25 protein-coding genes are annotated in these 23412 nt (G+C 41.6%); 2 read left to right on the top strand and 23 right to left on the bottom strand.

The window, feature by feature from the left end; genetic code table 11:
• Positions 1-5: 5 nt before the first annotated feature.
• Entirely contained in the window at positions 6-974 is a 969-nt protein-coding gene (locus tag NQ095_RS03855; protein WP_258262215.1) for a sensor histidine kinase, read from the top strand.
• 467 nt (positions 975-1441) lie between these two features.
• Here the strand turns inward: NQ095_RS03855 and NQ095_RS03860 are convergent, their stop codons facing one another.
• From NQ095_RS03860 to NQ095_RS03930, 15 genes are all read right to left on the bottom strand, one after another.
• Positions 1442-2458 carry a serine hydrolase domain-containing protein gene (locus NQ095_RS03860; protein WP_258262172.1) on the bottom strand — a complete coding sequence of 339 codons (1017 nt, stop codon included), beginning with the start codon at positions 2456-2458 and terminating at the stop codon, positions 1442-1444.
• Complete coding sequence (locus NQ095_RS03865; RefSeq protein ID WP_258262173.1) at positions 2433-3044, bottom strand: GNAT family N-acetyltransferase; 612 nt, start codon at positions 3042-3044, stop codon at positions 2433-2435. Before NQ095_RS03865 ends, NQ095_RS03860 begins: the two co-directional genes overlap by 26 nt.
• Positions 3045-3110: 66 nt before the next feature.
• Positions 3111-3632 (bottom strand): DinB family protein, encoded by a 522-nt coding sequence (locus tag NQ095_RS03870; RefSeq protein WP_258262174.1) that lies wholly within the window; start codon positions 3630-3632, stop codon positions 3111-3113.
• A 28-nt stretch (positions 3633-3660) separates the two neighbouring features.
• The gene (locus NQ095_RS03875) at positions 3661-4785 is read right to left on the bottom strand and encodes a metallophosphoesterase (RefSeq protein ID WP_258262175.1); all 1125 of its coding nucleotides are present in this window, start codon (positions 4783-4785) and stop codon (positions 3661-3663) included.
• Between the two features lie 36 nt (positions 4786-4821).
• The gene (locus NQ095_RS03880; RefSeq protein ID WP_258262176.1) at positions 4822-5226 is read right to left on the bottom strand and encodes a nucleoside 2-deoxyribosyltransferase; all 405 of its coding nucleotides are present in this window, start codon (positions 5224-5226) and stop codon (positions 4822-4824) included.
• Positions 5227-5252: 26 nt separating this feature from the next.
• Entirely contained in the window at positions 5253-5537 is a 285-nt protein-coding gene (locus NQ095_RS03885; RefSeq protein ID WP_258262177.1) for a ribosome small subunit-dependent GTPase A, read from the bottom strand.
• Positions 5538-5726: 189 nt separating this feature from the next.
• Positions 5727-6317, bottom strand: a complete 591-nt coding sequence (locus tag NQ095_RS03890) for a kinase (protein ID WP_258262178.1) — start codon at positions 6315-6317, stop codon at positions 5727-5729.
• Between the two features lie 141 nt (positions 6318-6458).
• Positions 6459-8750, bottom strand: coding sequence for an RNA polymerase recycling motor HelD (gene helD, locus NQ095_RS03895; RefSeq protein WP_258262179.1), 2292 nt, complete (start codon positions 8748-8750; stop codon positions 6459-6461).
• 255 nt (positions 8751-9005) lie between these two features.
• A complete protein-coding gene (locus NQ095_RS03900) occupies positions 9006-9392 on the bottom strand; it encodes a nuclear transport factor 2 family protein (RefSeq protein WP_258262180.1) in 387 nt (128 codons plus the stop codon).
• Between the two features lie 35 nt (positions 9393-9427).
• Entirely contained in the window at positions 9428-10135 is a 708-nt protein-coding gene (locus tag NQ095_RS03905; RefSeq protein WP_258262181.1) for a M48 family metallopeptidase, read from the bottom strand.
• A 3-nt stretch (positions 10136-10138) separates the two neighbouring features.
• The gene (locus NQ095_RS03910) at positions 10139-10651 is read right to left on the bottom strand and encodes a YehS family protein (RefSeq protein ID WP_258262182.1); all 513 of its coding nucleotides are present in this window, start codon (positions 10649-10651) and stop codon (positions 10139-10141) included.
• A 153-nt stretch (positions 10652-10804) separates the two neighbouring features.
• The gene (locus NQ095_RS03915) at positions 10805-11422 is read right to left on the bottom strand and encodes an HAD family hydrolase (RefSeq protein WP_258262183.1); all 618 of its coding nucleotides are present in this window, start codon (positions 11420-11422) and stop codon (positions 10805-10807) included.
• Positions 11423-11507: 85 nt separating this feature from the next.
• Positions 11508-12050 (bottom strand): signal peptidase I, encoded by a 543-nt coding sequence (lepB, locus tag NQ095_RS03920; protein ID WP_375162802.1) that lies wholly within the window; start codon positions 12048-12050, stop codon positions 11508-11510.
• A gap of 167 nt (positions 12051-12217) precedes the next feature.
• Complete coding sequence (locus tag NQ095_RS03925) at positions 12218-13129, bottom strand: cupin domain-containing protein (protein ID WP_258262184.1); 912 nt, start codon at positions 13127-13129, stop codon at positions 12218-12220.
• Positions 13130-13209: 80 nt separating this feature from the next.
• The gene (locus NQ095_RS03930) at positions 13210-14514 is read right to left on the bottom strand and encodes a D-serine ammonia-lyase (protein ID WP_258262185.1); all 1305 of its coding nucleotides are present in this window, start codon (positions 14512-14514) and stop codon (positions 13210-13212) included.
• Between the two features lie 26 nt (positions 14515-14540).
• Here NQ095_RS03930 and NQ095_RS03935 point away from each other — a divergent pair, with 26 nt between their 5' ends.
• A complete protein-coding gene (locus tag NQ095_RS03935; protein WP_258262186.1) occupies positions 14541-15407 on the top strand; it encodes a putative hydro-lyase in 867 nt (288 codons plus the stop codon).
• A gap of 48 nt (positions 15408-15455) precedes the next feature.
• Here NQ095_RS03935 and NQ095_RS03940 read toward each other — a convergent pair whose 3' ends face one another.
• From NQ095_RS03940 to NQ095_RS03975, 8 genes are all read right to left on the bottom strand, one after another.
• Positions 15456-16871 (bottom strand): MDR family MFS transporter, encoded by a 1416-nt coding sequence (locus NQ095_RS03940; protein WP_258262187.1) that lies wholly within the window; start codon positions 16869-16871, stop codon positions 15456-15458.
• Between the two features lie 22 nt (positions 16872-16893).
• Positions 16894-17514 (bottom strand): TetR/AcrR family transcriptional regulator, encoded by a 621-nt coding sequence (locus tag NQ095_RS03945; protein ID WP_258262188.1) that lies wholly within the window; start codon positions 17512-17514, stop codon positions 16894-16896.
• 197 nt (positions 17515-17711) lie between these two features.
• On the bottom strand, positions 17712-18911 hold the full coding sequence (locus NQ095_RS03950; RefSeq protein WP_258262189.1) for a glycosyltransferase family 4 protein: 1200 nt from the start codon (positions 18909-18911) through the stop codon (positions 17712-17714).
• A 15-nt stretch (positions 18912-18926) separates the two neighbouring features.
• Positions 18927-19664, bottom strand: coding sequence for a glycosyltransferase family 2 protein (locus NQ095_RS03955; protein ID WP_258262190.1), 738 nt, complete (start codon positions 19662-19664; stop codon positions 18927-18929).
• A 153-nt stretch (positions 19665-19817) separates the two neighbouring features.
• A complete protein-coding gene (locus NQ095_RS03960) occupies positions 19818-20723 on the bottom strand; it encodes a glycine betaine ABC transporter substrate-binding protein (protein WP_258262191.1) in 906 nt (301 codons plus the stop codon).
• 24 nt (positions 20724-20747) lie between these two features.
• A complete protein-coding gene (locus tag NQ095_RS03965) occupies positions 20748-21485 on the bottom strand; it encodes an ABC transporter permease (RefSeq protein WP_258262192.1) in 738 nt (245 codons plus the stop codon).
• Between the two features lie 4 nt (positions 21486-21489).
• Positions 21490-22482, bottom strand: a complete 993-nt coding sequence (locus tag NQ095_RS03970) for an ABC transporter ATP-binding protein (protein ID WP_258262193.1) — start codon at positions 22480-22482, stop codon at positions 21490-21492.
• 18 nt (positions 22483-22500) lie between these two features.
• Complete coding sequence (locus tag NQ095_RS03975) at positions 22501-23151, bottom strand: ABC transporter permease (protein ID WP_309137609.1); 651 nt, start codon at positions 23149-23151, stop codon at positions 22501-22503.
• Positions 23152-23412: the final 261 nt, after the last annotated feature.

Genomic DNA, 23412 nt, shown 5'->3' on the forward strand with positions numbered 1-23412 from the left:
AACAAATGAAGATCTATTGGTTAATACTATCCTTAATTGGATTTGTACATATACATGCACTAGTAACGAACCTGCCGTGGCATCTGCCCTATTATTTTATTTATCCAGCAGTCTTTTTCGTTACTTATCTGTATTATAGAAAGACGAAAATACACACTTTCAGATTTGATCAGAAATGGAGTAACCTGCTTTCCCTTGTTCAACTATTCTTGTTACTTCCATATTTGATCATTCAAACACCATGGTTATCAGCGTGCTTTTTTATTACCTTCATCGGAATCGAGTGGATCCGTTGGGAAGTCTCCACCAAGATTAAGGTGCTTCAGAAAAATTATGAGCAGCTCGAGATTGATCAGATACATTTATCGGAAACATTTAGAGTTGTACGAAGTGAACGGCATGATTTTCTCAAACATATTTCTTCGATTCACTATATGCTTGAACATCACCACCACGAAGAAGCAGCTGCCTATTTAGACGATTTGGTGGACGGATATGAAGAAACCAACCTTTCGATTAAAGGGGAACGTGGAAGTGTGGCCGGAATTCTCCACCAGATGTATAACCGAGGAAAGTCTTGCGGGGTGACGATGATCTATGATGTGGATATGCCCCTTTCAACACTGCCCCTGCCAGATAGGAAGATTGTGACTCTTCTTGGGAATCTGTTGTCCAACAGTATAGAGGCTTCCACCGAATGGCTTGAACATAACGGTAATCAAGCAACCATAAGCCTTCAGTTTTATAAACGAAGCGGCCTTTATATGCTGATTTGCAAGAACCCTTCCCTCCCGATAGCACCACAGATCCTTGATGAGCTATATCAAAGCCATGGACATACGACAAAGAAAGGCCACGAAGGTCTCGGAACAAAAATCATTCAAGAAACCGTCAAAGAATACAATGGTTTTCTGGATTTTGTTTATAAGGAAGAAGAATTCACGGTGAAAATTAAAATTCCGGCGATTCATTAGGGAGATTCAATTGAACATTAAAAATGGTTGAGAAAATTGTGTCATTTCACCCCATGAGCTTACTTTATTTCCGAATTACAACACATCCGTACGTTTTAGCAATGAAGTTCCAGGGAATATCCTTTTGTATGAATCGAGAGGAGGAACCTCAATGAGTGGAGCATCCGGAGCTGTATTGTTTATAATTATTCCTCTATTAATTATTGCGGTCATTATTGGAATAACCATTGGTTACTTTAGAAAAAAAGCGAGAAAAAATAGAAATTTCTAGGACTGGTTGTTTAATTGAAAAGAAGGCTCGGATGTTTGAGCCTTCTTTTCTGTCTCACATCGAACTAAATTTAATAGACGTATATAGGATTATGACTTCATTACCATCCCGACGCCCTTGAAAATAACCAAAATAGGTGCATGTACCATTTTCGGTTCCCCCATTTCATTTCTAACGAATCTCGCCATTTTTACGATTATTGATAATATGCTCTGTATACTTCACCTATGAGTCCCTTTAGCTGATGAACTCCTGTGTCTGTATTCGTCATGATGACCAGACCCGCTTCTTCATTAGGAAATGCAACCAACATACATTGAAAGCCAACTCCCCATCCGAGTGAGGAAACTTCTAACCCTTTCTCATGGGTATCCCGAAAAACGCCAAGACCCATCCACTCTTTTCCAAATTGAGGGACTACCAACTCTTTAGCACTATTTTTAGAGAATTGATTACTTTCTCCTTTGTATGCTTTCATCAATTCAATAACCAAAAGAGCCACATCTGTTGGGGTCGTCCATAATCCCGAAGCTGCAGGAAAGGGGTAAATTGGATATTTTTCTTTTACCAATCCACCACCCTTGGTATGACCGCATGAGAACTGATCTTTGGATGGTGGCAGCTGAAAAGTACTATTATTTAATTGTAGGGGCATAAATAAATATTCTTCCATTACTTCTTCAAATGGTTTCCCCATTACATCCTCTATCACAAGCTGGATGACGCAGAAGCCGGCGTCGGAATAGGAAAATTTGCTCCCAGGCTTATATTTCACCTCTATTGGAATATTACAATACGGCGTTTTGCCTTCTAATATTTCTATTATGGAAGGAGTTTCAAACATAGGTATGAGTTCATGAAATGAGCCTTCGGGATCCACAATCCCTGAATGGTGACTGAGTAAATGCCTCAACGTTATGAATCCGAAAGAATTCATCGGAACTTTCCAAGAAGACAGATACTCGTTAATATTCCTATCTATATCCAGAATCCCCTGTTCGGATAGAGTCATCACTAACATGGAGGTAAAATACTTACTGATTGAACATGCATGAAAGATTGATTCATGGTCCACTCGTCTATTTGTTCCTATCTCAAGGATACCAAAACAGTCGGTTTTACTTATGCAGTCTCCTTCAATTGTAGCCATGCTGACTCCGACTACTTGGTAATCTTTCAATTTTTCATCAAAGGTGATCGTTTGTGGTTTCATAGGATCCCCCACTATTTTCCCAATGAAGATTTTCCCTGAATATGATGGGAACATCTTTTACTTTCCTCTTCCATATCATGTGATCGGAATCTTCACCCCAGTAATTTTTCAACCAATAATCGGGATCTCCCAATTTTCTTGTCCATACTGTTTGAGCGGTAGCATATCCACTATCCATGCAAAACTCTGCAATCCCCCGGTTTAGAAACGTAAGGAGCATTGTGTTCAAAAGAAGCGAACCAATCCCACGTCGTTGGTAACCGGGATGGACAAAGACCGTTCCTATCTCATATACATCCATTAGAGCGCCATTGGTTGTGCGATTAATCAATTCACTGGAATGACCGTATTCGATGGTACCTACTATCGTTTGGCCATCTTTTGCTATTAAAAAATACCGTTCTGTCCCATTACTGTCATAGTCAGATTGTAAATAGGTACATTTGGTTTCTATTTCATTCTTTAGATCTTCATGAAAGGAAGAAATCCCCTCTTTGGCAAAGGTATCTTGAATGACCGTACTAAAAAATTGGATAAGTTCATTTTTATCCCTTGAGTTTGGTCTGCTAATTTCAATTCTATTCATTGTCTTACACTCCCTGAATTAGGCTATCACATCACTGAAAGACCTGACTAAATCACAACAACTTCATCAAAAATTATTCTTATCAGAGAGTATTCTTCTGATCAGCCGGATTTGTCCCCTGTGATTAATCTCATCCTCGAATACATGAAACCAGATGAAATAATGGTTGGAAGGCTGATTGTCCCATAATCTGCTTTCAAAGAGCCATTCATCATTACGTTCGGAAAACTCCTGGAATGTTTTCTTTCTGACCTCATCAAGTTTTGTCAGATAAAATTCTAAAGGATTCCCATTTATATTCTTCCGGCCATCTTCTCCAAGGCTATAGGCCGCGCCCCATTCAGTCATTTCCTGTTCGTTTGGCCTTCTCTCATCAAATAGTTCTATTTGAAACCCTTTTTCTACCGCCGCCATGTGTAGCAGTAGAGCCCCAATACTGTTAGCACCTTCACACGGTAAAAAATCCAGTTCAGAAGGGGTTAATCCTCTCACACTGTCCAATGTCGTTTTTCTGGCATAGTCCATCTGGGAGACGAGGTAACTGAATTGCGGACTATACCCTTTTTTTGTTTCTATTTTATATTCCATAGATTATCTCACCTTATAGTCATCTTTATTAAACAACGGGAATCGAACCACGTTGTTTAACTGGGAGGACGTCTTTAGGTACCCATCCCTCTTCCCCATTTTTCTTGATTAAGTCATATCCTGAGCAACTACTGTCTACAACAGATATGATATCTCCAATATCTACAGAGATCTGTGCACATGAAAGATCCGTTTTTGCCGAATAAGTTCCCTTTTCACTTTGATGGATATACTCATTTTTAACATATAATAGATCATTGGTCCCGACTTGTTTGCACAGTGTAAAGTGCTCAGATGGTTGAAGGGGCATCAATTCATAGTTTGGGTAGGAAATGGATCCCGACATGATTGGGTCTGATAAGTAGCCCTTCACCACTTCACATGTTAGGTGATGATCTGTATACGTATGGGAAAAGGTGTCCCCGTTCGTTGTTCTATGTATGATAAATGCGTTTAACTGACCTGTCGATTTAATGACATTCCCTCCATCAATGGAGATGATTTTCTTATCTTCACTTACAATCGGATTATTGGAAGGAATGTCACAGAAATAATTGACGACCGGCCAGTGCCCGACAATCACATATTTCCCTGTTCGATGTGATTTTTCCAGGAATGCAGGCATCGTGATCGCAGACATTCGATCCGTTTCTCTCCAATCCTCACAATCATCAAGACCTGCGTGAACGAAAATATAGTCGTCTGTTTCGATTGCAGTTGGCAACTCCATCAGCCATTGGATTTCATGGGAGAAATGTTGAGTGAGGATATCTTTCACCTCCTGGACCGTAGTATCTTCATTTAGTTCAAACCTTACTTCATCAAGCCACTCTTTCAATATAGAATGTTTTCTTGAACTGATGTAGTTCATCAATTTAGGATTCTCTTTAAGAAGATCTTCTACCACAGTGTCGCAATTCCCCTCCGTTACATAGACGTTCGTATTCCTCTTTGATAAATCCATGATATATCGGACAGTCCCTTTACTATTACTGCCTTTTTCACAGAGATCACCGTTAATGATTACATAATCCTCTGATCTAAGGTTCAAGTTATTTAATAGATTGGTAAATAGATTCAGTTCTCCATGAATGTCCGAGATTACTATGACTCTGCCTTGACTTGGTAAGTTCAGTCTTTTTATTTTCTTCAATGGGGACTCCTTCCTCGAGCAATGGTCACATCGCTCTTACTCATTGGGGCTGTAAATTCGACTTTCTAACACGTATTCCAATAATTCCTCTGTACTCCCCGAACACTTTTCCACCTCAGGTAAGTGGTAAAATGTAGTTGTGTTAGCGAAATCATGTACTTCTCCATTTGGAGAATACAATATGATCCGTTTACCAAGTCCCAGGGCTATTCCCAGTTCGACGTGACTCCCTTTTCCACCAGGGAGTATGATGATGACGACATTTGAATCAGTGATGGCATCTTTTTCATTCTGTCCGATATGCTGAAGGTCTTTCACTGTTGCTGGGCGTTCATTCCTGGTCCAATCATATGTTTGGATAAAGCCTTTTTGTTCTAGCCGATCACTAACATATCGAACAAGGTCCTTATTTGCAAAGCTTGAGCCAATGTAAAACTTCATCTTTAACACCCTCTTTTTATTGAAAACTATTTTCGAAACAATTTACGCTGCTTCATGTAATCAATTGCCTTCGTCTTGTTTTTTTTATTTGCCAGATAGGCAGCTTCATTCATTTCCTGAAGATAGGTCGTAAGCCTTTCTTCAGCAAGAGTACCTTCTATGATCGCTTTTTTCACGGCACAGTTCTGCTCAGTATCGTGAGTACAGTTCTTGAATTTGCAATCGCCTGCAAGGTTCAAGATGTCTTCAAACGTGTCGGGAGTATTCTTTTCGGGATTCAAGATTTCGTTCAATTTTCGGTTGGTTTTCATTAGGACTCCTTTCAGTTATCCTCTATTTTGAAATACCCACTTAATGATATAATTCCAATTATTCCAAATTATCTTATAAAATACAATCCTATTCTATCTAATATCGAGGCAAACCCTAATAAGGTTTGAAAACCTACTACTCCTACGCCGAACGAGTTTTATACAGTAAGGTTCCTTCTACTAAGAGCCTTAAGAAGTGATAACGATATCAGCCATCTCTGCAGGATGATACCGATTGATATAATAATCTTCTGCCTTCCAATATCTTTCCTTGAATTTTGTAATGTTCTTTTTCGTTTCATTAGATTCGCGGTTAAACCTGGTCTCCCTCTGGCAATCCAAATAGATAATCTTATCAAAAAAATGTTTCCATTCCTCCCGCTGAAGGAATACGCCTTCTATGACGATCAATCCTTCCTTTGGCAACGAAATGGTCCTGTTTTCATGTGTGTCCGTTGATCCGTCATAAAAAGGGAGAATGATCTGTTCCACTCCCTTCAGCTTTTGAAAAAAATGATTGGAAAGCCATTCTACATCCCACTGCAGATGAAAATATTCCTGCCATTCTTCTGAACCAGTATGATAACGACGTTCCCGTTCAACAATAAAATCATCCAGATGAAAAATTTGATATGGACGATCTTCTTTCTCTAAAGCAAAGCTTAATTGTTGAACCAAAGTAGTTTTCCCCGAACGACTTAATCCGTCTATCCCCAACACAAATCTAGGATGATCATGCTGGGCACCCATACTCTTCAACAAATCCAAATTGGAATTCATCTTATTCACTCCTCTACATCTTTGAAAGCTTCCCATCATATTTTACCATTTTTTTCATAAAAGAGGGACGGACCTCTTTTTTTAGAGCAAAATCCCTTAAAATAGGGATTCTTTCTAAAAAAAGGAGGTCCGTCCCTCATTCTATTCGATGAAGTGGGTTGGTTTGCCTATGGTGTAGAGTTGGAGTTGGTGCATGGCACGGGTGCAGGCGGTGTAGAATAGTCTTCGGAGACTTTCGTCACCGTATGTGTTGGCAGACGCGTCGTAAATGATGACGGCATCGAACTCGATTCCTTTGGCCAGGTAGGCAGGAATGACCACGACACCATGTTCATATTCGAGAGAGACGCTCTTCATGAGCTTAAGGTTCACCTCATGGTTTAATAAACTAAATACTCGTTCACTTTCTGCGGCCGTTTTGCATATGACGGCGATTGAGTGGTAGCCATGCGCCTTCCACTTCTCTATTTTTCCGGCAATTCGATCATGCAGTTCATCATGGTCTGTTACTGTCGTTATTGCTGGTCTTTCTCCGTCCCGTTCAAAGGCGGAGATATGTTCACCGCCGGGTACCAGCCTGCGTGTGAATTCTATGATTGGTTTGGTTGACCGGTAGCTCTCGGTCAAGTTAATCTGATCCGTTTCATCCGGACCATATAAATCTGTCAGATTACTGAAATCAACATGTTCATGTGCATGAGCAAAGATGGCCTGATTAAAATCTCCGAGGACGGTCATTTTGGCTGAAGGAAACAGCCTTTTAATGAATTCAAATTGAAAAGGAGAATAATCCTGTGCTTCGTCAATGAGTACATGCTTAATGGATGTATTCGTTTGGAAGCCGAGAATCAGCTCTTTTAATAGTAAGAATGGTGTCGCATCTTCATAATTCAGTTTCCCTTCTTCAAGCATCTTCAACGTGGATTCACAGATACACTCCCACTTTTCTGGTGTTTTCTTCCTTATTAATGAACTAATTTTCAAAGGGTCTGCAAAGAGCTGCTGATAAATAATTTTCACATCCACATATTGGAGGGAGTTGATCCATTTACGAAGTTTCTTGAACCTTTTCCGTACAATCAATTTTCTCAAAGCTTCGTACTCTACTTCGTAATCATCGGCGATATCTCTCTTCCTAAAATGCTTTCGAGCTTTATGGTATTGCTCATTGCTCATCAATTCAATGGCTTCTTCCACCCACGGCTCCATTCGTTCATGCTTCTCAGCCTGATCGATCAAGCTGAGAAGCCATTCAGTCAGCTTTTCAAGCCTGTTATGGAAGCGCAGTGTGCCGTTACAAGTATAAAAACGTTCGGTGATCTCTTCAGCCGTGACGATCTTCCTTCCCCTGAACTTGATTCCTTTGAACTTCATCGCTGAACTCTCTAAGGATTTTCTGTATGATTTGATTGCTTCAAAGAAATCAGTAGATGCCTTGAATTGGATGCTCGCCGTACGTGTTTCATACGTTTGGCGGCTATCCTCCTTAGTTAAAACGTACTCGAGTTGATCGTATGGACCCTCCACCTGGAATTCCGTGCTTAATCGGTGGTCCAAATACTCCTGAAAAGTTACCTGCTCCATGTTTTCTTCCCCGAGTTCTGGTAGAACTTGAGATACATAACTGTTGAACATAGAGTTAGGTGAAAACAAAACGATTTGATCCGCTTTCAAGGTTTCCCTATATTTATATAGCAAGTACGCGATACGCTGCAGGACAGCAGATGTTTTCCCACTTCCTGCTGCTCCTTGAACAATCAGTAACCTGCCGTGGTCATGCCTGATAATCTGATTCTGTTTCTGTTGAATCGTGGCGACGATGCTATGCATATGAGTGTCTGTTCTTTTACCAAGTACCTCCTGTAAAATCTCATCGCCGATCGTGAGGCTGGTATCGAACATGGACTCAATTACACCATCCCTGATGAGATACTGCCACTTGCTCTCCACTTTCCCACGGATGATGCCTCCCGGGGTGGTGTATTCAGCCTGCCCTGGTGGATAATCATAATAAACACTTGAAATCGGCGCCCGCCAATCGTAAATAAGAAAGTCCTCCCCCGTTTGGTCAGTCAGGGTCGAAATGCCGATATATACCCTTTCAGTGCGCTCTCCTTCTTCAGTGAAATCGATGCGTCCGAAATATGGCTTCCCTTTCATCCTGTGCAATGCCGATAATTTTTTTAGTGCCTGTTTGTGAGTACTCTCAGAAACCGTCAACGATTGAGCCTGCTGCCTTAAGGCAATAACGGTTTCCAGAAAATCATCGAAGGTATCTGTGTTCACCTTTACTTCATCCCAGAAATGTTTTCGGGTCTCCTCCACTTCCTCCTTGCGCCTCCCTGTTTCGGTTTCCAAAGTTTCGATCTGTCTCATGATGTTATCAATCACAACGTCCACTCGCTTTTGCTCATGCCTAATTTCAGATTTCATCAAAGCACTCCTTCAACTGTAAAATTCGGGGTTGACTAATGAGGATGTTATGTTGTATAATTAATATTGAGGCATTATGAAAACTTTTAAGAGATAAAAGTGTTTCTGTATTAATTTATCATACTTACAATACTAAATCAATAATAAATTATAAAACCTGCACCCCTATTTTTCATAAGGGTGCAGGTTTTTTCTGTTTTAATATATGCCGGTCCTCCGTATTCAAACAGAGACCGTTTTTTTATTACCGTTCTTCTAAAAAACCCCATTCTCATTAAAGACTTCTTCCGGAATCGGTTGACCTATGTCCCATAATTCGACGATTTTTCCATTTTCAAACCGAAAAATGTGGACAACAACTGCCCCGGGATCATCAGGACTCTGCCTCACATGTGAATGAACCGCTACTGTCTCTCCATCTTCCATCGTTCGTTTCACTTCGAATATCTTGTCGGGGTTTTTTGCAGCATTTTCTTCCATGGCGTGCATGAGTGATTCCGCCTCACCTCGAAAATAGGGATTATGGTGTTGAAAATCATTTTCTGTGTAATCTTTGAATGCGCCCCTTACATCCCCTGTCGCAACTCGTTCCAGAAACGAAACGGCTATTTCTTTCTTCGTCATTCCCTGTGATTCAGACATATAGTAATCATTCCTCCCAACCTGTTCTTAACTCACTACACTGTCATCTTCCAGCTGGTACTTGCCAGCCATTTCTCTTTCTCTTTATAATCGGGTACAATCTTCCCAACGAGTCGCCAGAAAGATCGATCATGATTGAGGTGTATCATATGGCACAGTTCATGGACGACAACATAATCGATGACCCCTCGGGGCGCCATGGCCAATTTCCAGTTAAAGGTCAGCTGTCTTCTTCCATCGCATGTTCCCCAAGTCTTTTGACTATCCGAAATGCGTACCGACCGGGGCTTAATCTTAAAATGGCGCTGATGAACAGAAATGCTGCTCTCTACAATGGACTTGCACTTCTTGTAGTAAAAACGTTTTAACGCGTGCTTTATTCGTTCATCTTCAAGCTCTCTGACCTGTATTTTCAACGCATCTCCGTTAAAAGTTACAGAGTCTTTCGTGATGTCGGGGGTGTGAACAACTTCAATGGGGTAGCTTCTTCCAAGATACAGGAAAGGCTCTCCATGCTGGTAGGACTTAACTTGTGGACCATTCAAGCGTTCCTTCATTTCTTTCGATTTCTGAAGAACCCCATCCCAGTGATCCTCCAGCAACCGAATGACAGATTCCTCATCCGTTCCTTTAGGTGCTTGGACTTCAATATTTCCATAGCTATCTAGAAAAATGCCGATGGATTTACGGTTTTTATATTTAAGATCAAATTGAAGGGACTCCCCTGAATACGTATGAATCATATCCTACCCCCTATATCGGATGGCCAATCCCTTTAAGAAGTTCCGCGCATAACGATCGCCGCAAATCCGGTAATTTTTATGGCCTTCTCTTCGTAATATCGCCCCCAATTCACCTTTTGTGATATGTACGTCAGCTAATTCCAGGATTTCAATCATATCCTCACTGGTTAAGGAGAGCGCAATCTTGACTTTCTTTAATAGAAGATTATTCACATGTTCATGCGTTATCTCCGGTTTGTCCGTCTGTCCAGGCTTTGGCTCCTGCTTTCCTCTTTTGAACGTGATAAATCCATTTAAAAAGGATTCGAACATCTCATCGTCACAAGGTATGTGATCGTCCTCTTCATTCTTACCCTCTTCTAATTCTTCTTCACCCATTGACTTCGTAAGCACTTTCAATACTTCATCTTTAGATAACTCTATTCCGCCAATCTTGAAAATGTCTACCATTTCTGTATTTTTAAGATCGAGAGCGTATCTCAACCGAATTAAGATATCGTTATTATCAATATTCATCTGTCTACCTCCTGAGAATTTGCATGTACTAATTCATTAGCTTACCATTTTAACGATATAAAAAGAAGCTTCCATTCTAAGATGATTACTGACTTTTAAATTCATTAAGAACAAAATGAAAGGTCCGTCCCTCGGAGAGAACAGACCTTCCGTCTAAAAAAGTTTCAATAATTCATCAAAGGATTGAATCGTATAGTCATCGGTTTCTACTTTTCCAAAGCCATAGGATGCATATACAAACGGGATGCCTGCTTCTTTGGTAGCTTTACGATCGCCTTCTGTATCTCCAATATAGACAGGTTCCTTTAATTGGTTTCGGTCGATGATGAGTTTAATGTTTTCCCCTTTTGATAGACCGGTCCTTCCTGGATTCTCATAATCGATGAAATGCCTGTCCAGTCCATGATACTCATAGAATGCTTCGATATAACCGTCCTGACAGTTGCTGACGATGAATAGATTATACTTCTCCGAAAGCTTCTCAAGCACTTTCTCTACATGGTCATATAATTGACCGCCGTTTTTACTCAGGTGGGGAATTTCACGACGGGAAAGGTCTTTCAATAATTGCTCCCTTTCCTCTTCATTCAATTCCGGGAACAACTCCTTACCAATTTCCTTCATTTGAAGCCCCATGGTCCCTTCCAAGTGCTTTCTGGTAATCCCATGCTCTAGCCGCTTATGATCTATAATAGTCTTATTCCAAGCTTCTAGTACCGACTCGATAGGGTCCCACAAGGTACCATCCAGGTCAAAGATGATGCTGTCCATTTTTCCATCCTCCAGATTCTTTGTATTTGCTGATTTTTCGGGATTTGAATATTCCCCACAAGTTGATGATGACCATTTCTCTCATCTAATTATGAATGATCTTCATCTCCTTGACCGGCCAATACACAATATTCGTCGTTCCCACTACTTTATTGATCGGGATTGAGCCGATCTGACGACTGTCCTTACTGAATCTCCTGTTGTCCCCCATGACGAATAATTCACCTTTTGGAACCGTGAATTGTTTTAATGGGGTCTCCTGTAAAGTGAAATCAGGGGTTAACGCCCCTACCGTCACTTCCTTTTGTTCATCCAGGTAAGGCTCATCATAGGCTTCACCATTTATGTATAACGTATCGTTTATATATTCAATCTTGTCACCAGGCAGCCCGATTACACGTTTGATATAATCTTCTGTTTCGGTTGCGTGAAACACGATAATATCAAACCTCTCAGGTTCATCCATTTTATTTACGATCATGCGGTCATGATCCAGTAAAGTGGTATTCATCGAAGCTCCTTCAACCACAATGGGTATCACGATAAAGGAACGAATAATGAAGGCTAATGCTATCCCAATTATTAAAGGTGGTGCCCATCCCATAATCTTTTTGCTATTATTCACCAATCGATCCATCCTTTCACTTGCAAACTCTCATTCTATTTAAACTCTCTGCTTAATTTTAACATATAATTCCTGATAATTCGTATAAAACTAAAGGAATGGAACAGTCTCTAACATTATTAAGGATGCCGAATCTATCCGATTCCACATCCTTTTTATTTTCGGTACGTTTAATAACTGCTATGCTCTTCCTCTGCCGCGATTGCGTCTGCCTTGGTTGCATGAACCGTTCCCCGGGGATGATGGGGAGGTGCATATATCGAGTACAACTTGATAGGCGTATTTCCGGTATTTATGACGTTGTGCCATGTGCCGGCGGGGATCATAATGGCAAAATCCTGCTTTACCTCTTTCTCATAGGTCAAGTTATCCTGCCGATCACCCATTCGCACAATTCCTTCTCCTTGTTCAAGACGCAGGAATTGATCAGTGTTCGGATGAATTTCCAAACCGATGTCTTCCCCGGGATTGATGCTCATAAGGGTTACCTGCAAATGTTCACCAGTCCATATAGCTGTACGGAACGTGTCATTATCAACCGTCGCCTCATCAATATTCACGGAATACGGCGATGGTCCAAAATCCTTTGAAATCATTCGGTTGCCCTCTGCTGCACCTAACACACTTAATCTTTCGGCATGCTCCCACTCATCTCTGCATGTATTCACGAGGACCTCGTAAACCGTGGAATGCTGAGCCTGCATGCTGCAAATCCGATATAATTCATAATCTGTAAGCTCCGCTTCATATCCTCTTTGCAGTCCATCCCGATAGGATTGAAAAGGAATTCTTTCCACTTGGTAAGAAGGCTGGGTATCGGTAAGGGAGGTGTATAAATTTGTTAACTCCCACCAATGCCGCTCCTCGTCTTCCTTCATACTCATTAGATGTTGACGGTCCTCACTATTTGGCGCGACATCAGCCAATCGATCATATAAATCTGCAGTTGATGCCTTTCTACTTATACCGTTAAGCAGGGTATTCACTAAGTGCTGAGAATTGCCTTCATTTCTTGGTGCAGCGTTTATATAGGTTTGTGGGTAAAATGAATACGTCGTCGGCACATTATACATCCTGATCATTCCCTTCTGCTTTTTACCACGATATCATATGCGTGGTTTCAGAAGGTGTGCATCTACCCATTTCCACACTACTCCTGAATTCATTCAACCAAATAACCTTTTCCTTTTTTCACGTATGCTTCCATAATGGAATCGGGCACTAGGTTTCCTCCGGTTGCCCATACTACATGAGTGGCATGAGATAATTCGACTTGAATAGAGGCAAGGTGTTTCTGCAGATCCGGCAGGACCGGTCCAATCATCCCCGCTACTGCCGACGGCTCAAGGGAGATGGATTCTGACTGATGTAAAAGAGCGAGCATTTTGAATAGATTCTTATCGCTTACCGTATATACCCCGTTCACCAGCTCATTAATCATTCTACCTGCAAGGGCAGAAGGTCTGCCAACCGCCAAACCATCCGCTTCCGTTCGATTGTTTAATCCGATGTCCTGCACGGAAATTCCCTCATGCTTACCTGAAGCAAGCCCAAGGAGCATACTGGGGGAATTTACAGGTTCTGCAAAGTAACAATGGACATGTTCTCCGAATACATTCTTCAAACCATATGTCACCCCACCTGGACCACCACCCACCCCACACGGCAAGTAAACAATCAACGGGTGATCATGATCTACTTTAATCCCTCGTTCTTCAAATTGTTTCTTCAGCCTGAGAGCTGCCACTGCATAGCCCATGAATAAATCCTTTGAATTTTCATCATCTATAAAGAAACAGCCTGGCTCCATCATGCACTGTTCCCTGCCTTCAGCAACCGCATGGGAGAAATCCTCTACATGTTCTACCACTTTGACCCCCTTCTCTCTCAGGAGTTCCTTTTTCCATCGCTTCGCATCTCGGGACATATGTACGGTTACCTTGAATCCAAGCGACGCCCCCATTATCCCAATACTTAAGCCAAGGTTTCCCGTGGAGCCGACAGCGATGGAGTACCGTGAAAAGAGATTCTTGAAACGACTCGTTGCCATCACCGAATAGTCATCCGTCTCTCGGATCCAATTCTGTTCAAAAGCGACTGTTTCGGCAATTTTCAATACTTCATAAATGCCTCCCCTTGCTTTGATCGACCCAGCAATCGGAAGCTCATTGTCACATTTAAGGACCAACTGACCTTGAAAAGGGGTTTGAAATTCATCCTGAAGGGCAGTTTCCATGTTTCCCAGAAGTTTGATTGGTGACTCGATAATCCCGTTTCCCACTTCAGGGAAGACCCTTTTTATATAGGGAGCAAAACGGGTCAGCAGCTGCTCCGCTTCAACGATCTCCTGAATGCCATCACCTGTAATATTGCCGGGGGAAATCATAGGGTTGGTCCATAACGTTTCTTTTTGCGACTGTAAATCCGATAAAAGTTTTGGGTCCATGCCGTAGAGATCTTGAGACACATTCGATTCCTCCTTAACTGAAATGGTTGATTACTGATAACGTAGCACAAATATATGATAAAATGGATATCAATCTTCAGATTATTAAAATTTCATTTAAAGGAGAGGCTGTTTCCATGTTACCTTCAGAACTAAGAAAGAGCATCAGTTGCGGAAAGCACCAAACTCATACTTCAGGGATATGCCAGGATTATGTACAAGCCAACCTGGTTGTTCTCCCCAAGGAATATGCCTTTGACTTTTTATTATTCACCACTCGCAATCCAAAATCCTGTCCGATTGTCGAAGTGTTGGAAGCAGGGCAATTCCAATCCAAATATGCCGAAAATTCTGATATACGCACTGATATCCCTTTATACCACGTGTATGAAGATGGTCAATTAGTTGATAAGAAACAGCGGATTGATGAAGTGTGGAGGGATGATTTAGTCAGCTTTCTCATTGGATGCAGTTTCACATTCGAGAGTCAGCTCATCAAGGGAGACATTCCTCTCCGTCATATAGAAGAAAATAAAAATGTAGCAATGTATAATACTAATATTCAGACAGAAAAAGCCGGCGTATTCGAAGGGCCGATGGTCGTTTCCATGAGACCGATACCAGATTCACTCGTACAGAAAGCGACAGATATAACCACACTTTTCCCCAAAATGCACGGTGCTCCTGTTCATATTGGTAATCCTGCTGAAATTGGCATTCCGGATATCACTAAGCCTGATTACGGTGACTTTGTTGGTATCAGGGAGGGAGAAACTCCAATGTTCTGGGCATGCGGGGTTACCCCTCAGGCAGTGGCCCTTCATGCGAAAATCCCCTACATGCTGACCCATTCCCCTGGCTGTATGTTCGTTACCGATTGGAAAAACGAAGAGTATTTGCAGGAAGGAAAATAAAATGAGGGACGGACCTGGCAATTTACCAGGTCCGTCCCTCTATTTTCATTACGCATTACTTTTAACCCTTGCAGGTCGCCCGCTTTTTACAAAAAAGGAGAGTATAAGCCCTGCAATTGCCGTAATGCCGGCCACGATGAATGAGACATTGACTCCATGAATCATCCCTTCGAGTCCTCGGCTTGGCTCTGCACTCGTTGTCATCACAGTTACAAGTAGTGCTGTTCCAACGGCACCGGAGACTTGTCTCATCGTATTGTTCATGGCTGTTCCGTGTGGTATCAGGCTTCGGTCCAACTGATTGAGCCCGGCAGTTGTTACCGGCATCATCACCATGGCAACCCCGAACATCCTGACGGCATTTACCGTTGCCAGATACATAAACGAGGTGTCAGCCGATAAATTTGCAAACATAAAGGTCGTGATCGTAAGGATGGATAACCCGATGATGGCAAGCCATCTGGCTCCGAACTTATCAAAGATCCTCCCTGTAATAGGGTTCATCAACCCCATCAAGAGTGCACCGGGCAGGAGCATAAGTCCTGATTCAAATGCTGAGAACCCCAGCATATTCTGCATAAGAAGAGGAAGTACAGTAGCCGCTCCGATCATCGCGATAAACACAATCATTCCAAGCACTGTCGTTAGTGTGAACATCTTGTTTTTGAAGACGCGGAATTCGAGAATCGGCTGCTTCAACTTAAATTGTCTTGTGATGAACCAGTAGAGTGCAATGCTGCCCACAATCATCGAGATAATGACCTGAACACTTCCCCATCCTTGACTTCCGGCGATACTGAAACCATACAATAATCCCCCAAACCCAAGGGATGAAAGTATGATGGAAAGGACATCGAGTTTCGGATACGTTTGTTTGGTCACATTCTTTAAAATGAAATAAGCAATGATAAAATCAACGATGACGATCGGCAAAATCACATAGAACAAGCTTCTCCATGGGAATTGTTCAACCAACCATCCTGATAGTGTCGGTCCGATAGCCGGAGCGAACGAAATGACAAGACCGAACATTCCCATGGCCGCTCCCCTTTTCTCAACAGGATAAATGAGAAAAAGAATGGTTTGCATAAGGGGCATGATGATACCCGCCCCCGATGCCTGAATGATTCTTCCTACCATTAATAAGCCGAAGTTAGGTGCTATGGCACAGATGAGCGTCCCTCCTGCAAACAAGCCCATGGCACTAAGGAACAAAGCCCGGGTCGTGAAGCGTTCAATCAGGAAGGCTGTAATGGGAATCATCACGCCGTTTACGAGCATAAAGATCGATGTCAGCCATTGAGCGGTACTCGCATCAAGGTTCAAATCAGTCATAATATGAGGGAGAGCCGTCCCAAGCAACGTTTGATTCAGGATGGCAGCAAAAGCCCCTGATATGAGGACTATGAGCAGGGGTGTTTTATTAAAGGTTTCGGATTGGGTAATTTCTTCTCTGTTATTCATGTTCTCCCTTCTTTCTATTCAATTATGAAAAGGATTTATACAATCCCCTTTTAATCATATTTATTTCCTTATCGTATTTTCCCAGCGCTTCTTCAAGAGTCAATTCGTCTGCAATGCTTTGAACGAGATTATGGAATGTGACGGCTGAAAGGATTTGCAATACATGATACAAATCAGATTTATTATCAATAGTGAATTGATCTTTATTTACTAGAAGGAAGATTTCTTCATAGCGTTGATCGATCGTTTCCTTGGTTAATGTCTGAGTGAACGTTTTTTCTATTTTGTAGTTCATATTTAAGAGTACATTCCGAATAAAATTATTTTGTCCATTTTCATACGAGAATGCCAGCATCGAATGAAACATGACCCTTGTAGCTTCGAACAAATCCCCATCATGGGAACTCAATAAAGCAATGAACGTTTCAAACCGTTTCCGGGCATGTTCCCCAACGAGATAGAAAAAGGCATCCTCTTTATTCTCAAAGTACTGATAGAAGCTTCCCCTGGGAATTCCAGCCGTCTTCAGAATGTTTGCAATGGAGGCATCATATAATGACACTCTAGAAAACTCCTTTTTTGCCGCTTCAACCAGTATGTTTCTCTTTTCTTCATTTAAATTAAAGAATGTAGGTTTAGGCAATTCATGTGTTCCTCCTCCCCAAAAAATGACACGGTGTCACACTGGACTTAGTCCACTTTATGTGACACCGTGTCATATGTCAACTAATAAGACTGTTCTTTCTAGTTTTCAAAGAAAAAATTAAGTTGCCCTAAAGCATATGACTCCCACTTTATTTCAAACATATTTTTTCTCCGCCAGGTACACTACTAAAAACTTCACACCATGGTCGATTCATAAAGCGCCAACATGTTTGTTGTCATAGAATCCAGCGACCATTTCTGTTCCGCCCAATGTCGTGAACGACTTCCCATTTGAACACGAAGATGTTCATTATCTAATAATTCCCGTATTCTTATGCTTAATGCCTTACTGTTTCCGGCTGGGACAATATAGCCATTATGACCTTGCTGAACCATTTCAGGAAGCCCTCCGGCATCACTTACAATAACTGGAACCCCTGCAAATTGAGCTTCAACTACTGATAAAGGCTGAGTATCCTGAAGGCTGGGCATGACAAGAATGTCCGCCTTCGCTAAGGTTGCCTCCATTGAAGATATTAATCCCTTAAATGCAACATAATTAGAGAGACCATATAAATCACTTAATTCCTTCAATTTATTTTCCATAGTTCCTCCACCGACGATCCAACATTCCCAATCGGTTCTTGATTCTCTCAATATTTTTAAAGCCTCCATCAAGAAGGTGACACCTTTTAAATATACAAGTCTTCCAGAAAAAAGTATGATTTTCTTCTGATTTCTTCTCACTGGTGAATTGAATTGGGTATTCTGAATTCCGAGAGGGAAAGAGATGACTTTATCAACCGGCACGAAGAAATTATGGATTATTTCTCTTTTCATCCAATTAGATTGTGTATGGATATATCGGCTGGATTTGTAGCCATGTGTTTCATTGTATTTATAATAATAGTAGTCAAATCCCTCTAATATTTTTCGATCTGTCCAAGTTGGATAAATGTCCTTAAATGTGAAGAAAATTTCCTTGGTGAGACTACCGTGGGCACTTGTGATGAGCGGGGGATGAGGAATCATCCATTCACCGATCGTTCTAGCTGCAGTGACGTCTTGGGCATGAATGACATCATACCTTTTAAGGTCTAATTGTTTCAGGGTAAAATCAAAATTCAGTCGATAGCTTTCGGCACTATATACCCCAGAATGACTAATACATTCGGGATAACTTCGTTTTATTCTCTTTGTAATATCAACTTGTTGCTGTTTCATCGTGGTCATGGCACCATGTCCCATCAGCCTGTAACCGCTGAGATCTGGAAATTGTGCGAAGATATCCACTGAGTGTCCCAATGCTATTAGTTTCGATTGAAGATTCGACACCACTTTCCAAAGGCCCCCTGGATAAGGCAATGGATAATAGGATACAAGTAATATTCTCATGTTTCTTCTCCCTTTTTAGAACCTGATATTTTTTAACCAGGCTGAATGTTGGACAATAAATTGATGAATCTTAGAATGATAGTGATATTTAATAACAAAAACTTCCTTCTTCATTTTGTCAGAGTGCTTACTGGTACCAGATTCAGCGTGAGATCGATATTTCAGTAATACTTCATCCAAGTAATACATGACATAACCATTAATCAGCATACGGCACCACATCTCATAGTCTTGAGTGAACCTTAGATTTGGACTGAAATAACCCACATCTTTAAACACATCCCTATGAAGCATGACAGAGCATCCATTGATTGGATTAATGTTCGTGATAGAGAGGTAGATTTCTTCTGCATTCGAGAACCTTTTTCCAACAAAAGGAAGCAACACTTCATTATCTTTATTTACAAAATCATAATTATGGAAACTGGCCTTTGCACCTCTATTAAGCATGAATCTCAATTGTTTCTCTACCTTATGTTGATCAAAATGATCATCAGAACTCAACCAGCAGATATACTCTCCTTTTGCTTTATTTATCCCTTCATTGACGGCAGTCGCAGTCCCGCCGTTATCCTTTCTTATATACGTAATCCGATTCATGAAAGGGGTTAATCTTTCAAGCTCTTTTGTTGAACCATCGTCAACAACAATGACCTCAGTATTCGGGTAGGTTTGATTCAATGCACTTCGAATTGCCTGATCCACGTACGAACAATTATAGAAGGGGATCACAATTGATACAGTTGGCTTCATTCTTATTCCTCCATTACTGCCTTGGACAAGACGTGATTACTATAGATTATTCATTCCTCTGATTTCTGATTAGACGGATGAGCTAGGCAAAGCATATTTAATCCCAAAAAAAGAGGACTGAACCTAAAAAGGTTCAGTCCTCTAAAGCTTATCTTATTCTTTTATTAAGTCGTTCTCCACCAACCAATCATGGGCCACAACGGATACACTATTCCCTTCAATATCCACTTTGTAATTCAGCTCACGCATAATATCACTATTTAGATTATCTGCCAATTTGGCCGTGATTTTTTTGATTTCGGGATATTTTTTATATACCTCTTTGTTAATGCTGACGGCAGCCCGGTAAGGCGGGAAGAAACTCTTATCATCCTTTAAGGTTACAAGATCATAATCCACGATTGTTGCATCCGTTTCAAAGGCCACCGATACGTCCACCTGGCGGTTATTCAAGGCTCTTTGAGTCAACCCGAGGTCCATCTGCTTTATTTGCCCGGAACCGAATTTAAAGCCGTATTTTTCCTCCACTCCTGGGAGGCCATCAGCCCTGTTGGCAAATTCAGCATCAGATGCCATTGTTAATTCACCGGGATGACTATTGATGTATTGTGCCAAATCACTAATTGATTCGATACCCAATTCCTTTGCCTGGTCTTCATTCATGGCAAGGGCGTATGTGTTATTGACATTGGACATATTCATCCAATGGATTCCCTTTTTTGCATCAAGTTCTTTCACTTTTTCAAACGTCTTCTCGGGATCTGACATCGGTTCCTTCCCCATATAGGTGATCAAGGCTGTCCCCGTATATTCCCACATCATATCCACCTGCTCATTTTCCAGCGCCTTGCGAACGACCGTACTTCCAAGATTGTTCATTTGCTTGACTTTAAAACCCTCTTCTTTTAAAAGAAACGCAGTCATCTCAGAAAGCAGGTACTGCTCGGTAAAGTTCTTTCCACCGACGGATATCTGTTTACCGCCTATCCCCACGTTTGAACAAGCGGAAAGCATAAGTATAAGGGCCACGATGCCAACCCATTTCAGCTTCTGTTTCATGAATTTCACCTCCTGCTTCAACCATTACATTTCCAATGTTTGTTTCGTGCCTTTAGGAACGACCAACCGTTCAATAAGTCTCAATAATAAATCAACCAGAATGGCAAGTATCGTTACCGGAATGGCTCCTGAAATTAAATAGCCATTATCGAATAACTGTATTCCCGTAAAGATCCAGACACCTAATCCCCCGCCGCCTACGACATAAGCGAGAGCTGCTGTTCCTATATTCAATACTACGGCTGTCCTGATTCCAGCAAGAATCGAATACGCTGCATTTGGCAATTCGATACGGAAAAGGATTTGATGAGGTTTCATCCCCATCCCTCTCGCTGCATCGATCAGATTCTCATCAATCGAATCGATACCTGCAACTGTATTTCTGTATATCGGTAAAAGGGAATAAATAAACAGAGCGAATATGGCTGTTTTAAACCCGATGCCCAAAATACTGATCATCAGGGCAAGAACGGCCAAACTTGGAATGGTTTGACCAAAATTAACTGTATTCGATACAATCCACTCGGCTCTCCTGAACTGCTTCCTGGTAATCAGGATCCCCATTGGAACCGCCACCACAAGCGCAAGCAACGAAGACACCAGGACCAGTTGCATATGTTGTTTCAATAAGTGGAGAAACGTATTGGATTGACTGAACATATAGTCAAAATAATGATTTTTTATCGCCCAGACAAAGAACAGGATGACCAGTGCATACACCACATACCGGACAATATTACTGACGACCTTTTTGGTATTCACCGAATCACCCTTTCTGAACCGCGTTGGATTTTCCTTTGATTTCGTAATGAAGGTACTTCTGAACAAGATCGATGGTAATCGCACCTAATTTAGTGCCCTTATCGTCGGTTACAATCACTTGATCAGCTTCCTGATTCAAAAGCATCGACAACGTGTTTCTGAGGTCATGCCGCACATTGATGGTCTTCGTATCAGGAATCGCTTCATCAAAATCTGCCAGTCCTATAATATTTTTCAAATCGGATATCGTATGGAGACTGAGACTCTTTATGGCACGGTCTTTTCCGAAGAACTCATACACAAAATCACTCTTGGGACGGACAAGCATTTCTGAAGGAGTATCATACTGCATGATTTCCCCTCCGCGTAATAATACGATCTTGTCTGCCATCTTGATCGCTTCATCGATATCATGACTTACAAACAAGATGGTTTTCTTCACTTCCCGTTGAATCTGGAGGAACTCATCTTGAATCTTCTCACGGATGATCGGATCGAGTGCCCCGAACGGCTCATCCATCAGCATAACGGGTGGATCCGCTGCCAAAGCACGAATGACGCCGATTCGCTGCTGCTGTCCTCCGGATAATTCATGAGGATATCGTTTACCGAATTTATCCCCGTCAAGCCCGATCATCTCCATCAGCTTGTTGAAGCGCTCCTTCTTCTCCTTTTTGCCCCACCCTAACATGTCAGGGACAATCATGACGTTTTCTTCTATCGTCATATTCGGGAAAAGCCCGTTACTCTGAATGACGTAACCGATTTTTCTGCGAAGCTCGATTTGGTTTAACTCCATTGAATCCTGCCCGTCGATGATGATTTTACCGTCAGTAATCGATTCAAGTCGATTCACCATTCGTAATAAAGTGGTCTTTCCGCAACCCGAAGGTCCAAGTAGTACGACGATGTGACCTTCTTCCACGGTAAAGTCGACACCTTTAACCGCCGTCACACCACCGTCATAGATCTTTGTAGTCTGATCGAACGTAATCATCTCTTCACCTCTTTCACATTATGCAATGCTTTTTCGTGTATAGCGTTTTTGAATCCATAACAAGATCGCGTCAGCAATCATGGCAAGTATTGCGACTGCAACAGATCCACTGATGATCAAGTAATTATCGCCTCTGGAAATCCCCTGAGTGATAAGGACACCGAGCCCCCCTGCTCCTATATAAGCTGCAATCACTCCAATTCCGATATTCATGACGACCGCTGTACGTATGCCTGCCATAATAACCGGAAATGCATTTGGAATTTCGACTCTTAACAGTCGCTGGTGGGTCTTCATCCCGACTCCCTTTGCTGCATCGCGCATCTCGGGACTCACATTCCGGATCGCTGTATATGTATTCCGTATGATCGGAAGCTGGGAATAAAGAACCAATGCTACGAAGGCAGGCACAAATCCAATCCCCTGATTGATGATAGAAAAGATCGGAATCATGACGCCAAACAGGGCAATACTCGGAATAGTCAGCATGACTGATGCAATCTGGAGCACCGTCTCTGCCAGATAATCGTTGGTCGTTAAATAAATTCCTAAAGGTACCCCGATTAATAATGCTACGATGATGGCCAGACCTACGAGAACCGCATGTTCTATCGTCAAATCAAGAATACGAGGTGCATTCACCTCAAGAAATTTCATCCATTTCTCCACAGGTACACCCTCCTTTATAATGAATTTTCGGCCAAAATAAAAGGAGTCCAAGATCTTGTCAAATCCTGACGACCCCCACGGAATTAGTATTACCGTATAGATGTGCCAACATTCCTTTACCCTTCTTGTCGTTTTTTGAAACATTTTGTCATGAAATAGAAATTATAATAAAACAATTCCTCCGTTATTCAACCATACATTCTTTCAATTTCAGATGGAAATAGTCCGGAAAATGCTTCTTCCTCAACAAAAAACAGCTCC

This window comes from Rossellomorea sp. SC111 (genome assembly GCF_024733565.1).
In the GTDB taxonomy this organism is placed as follows: Bacteria; Bacillota; Bacilli; order Bacillales; family Bacillaceae_B; genus Rossellomorea.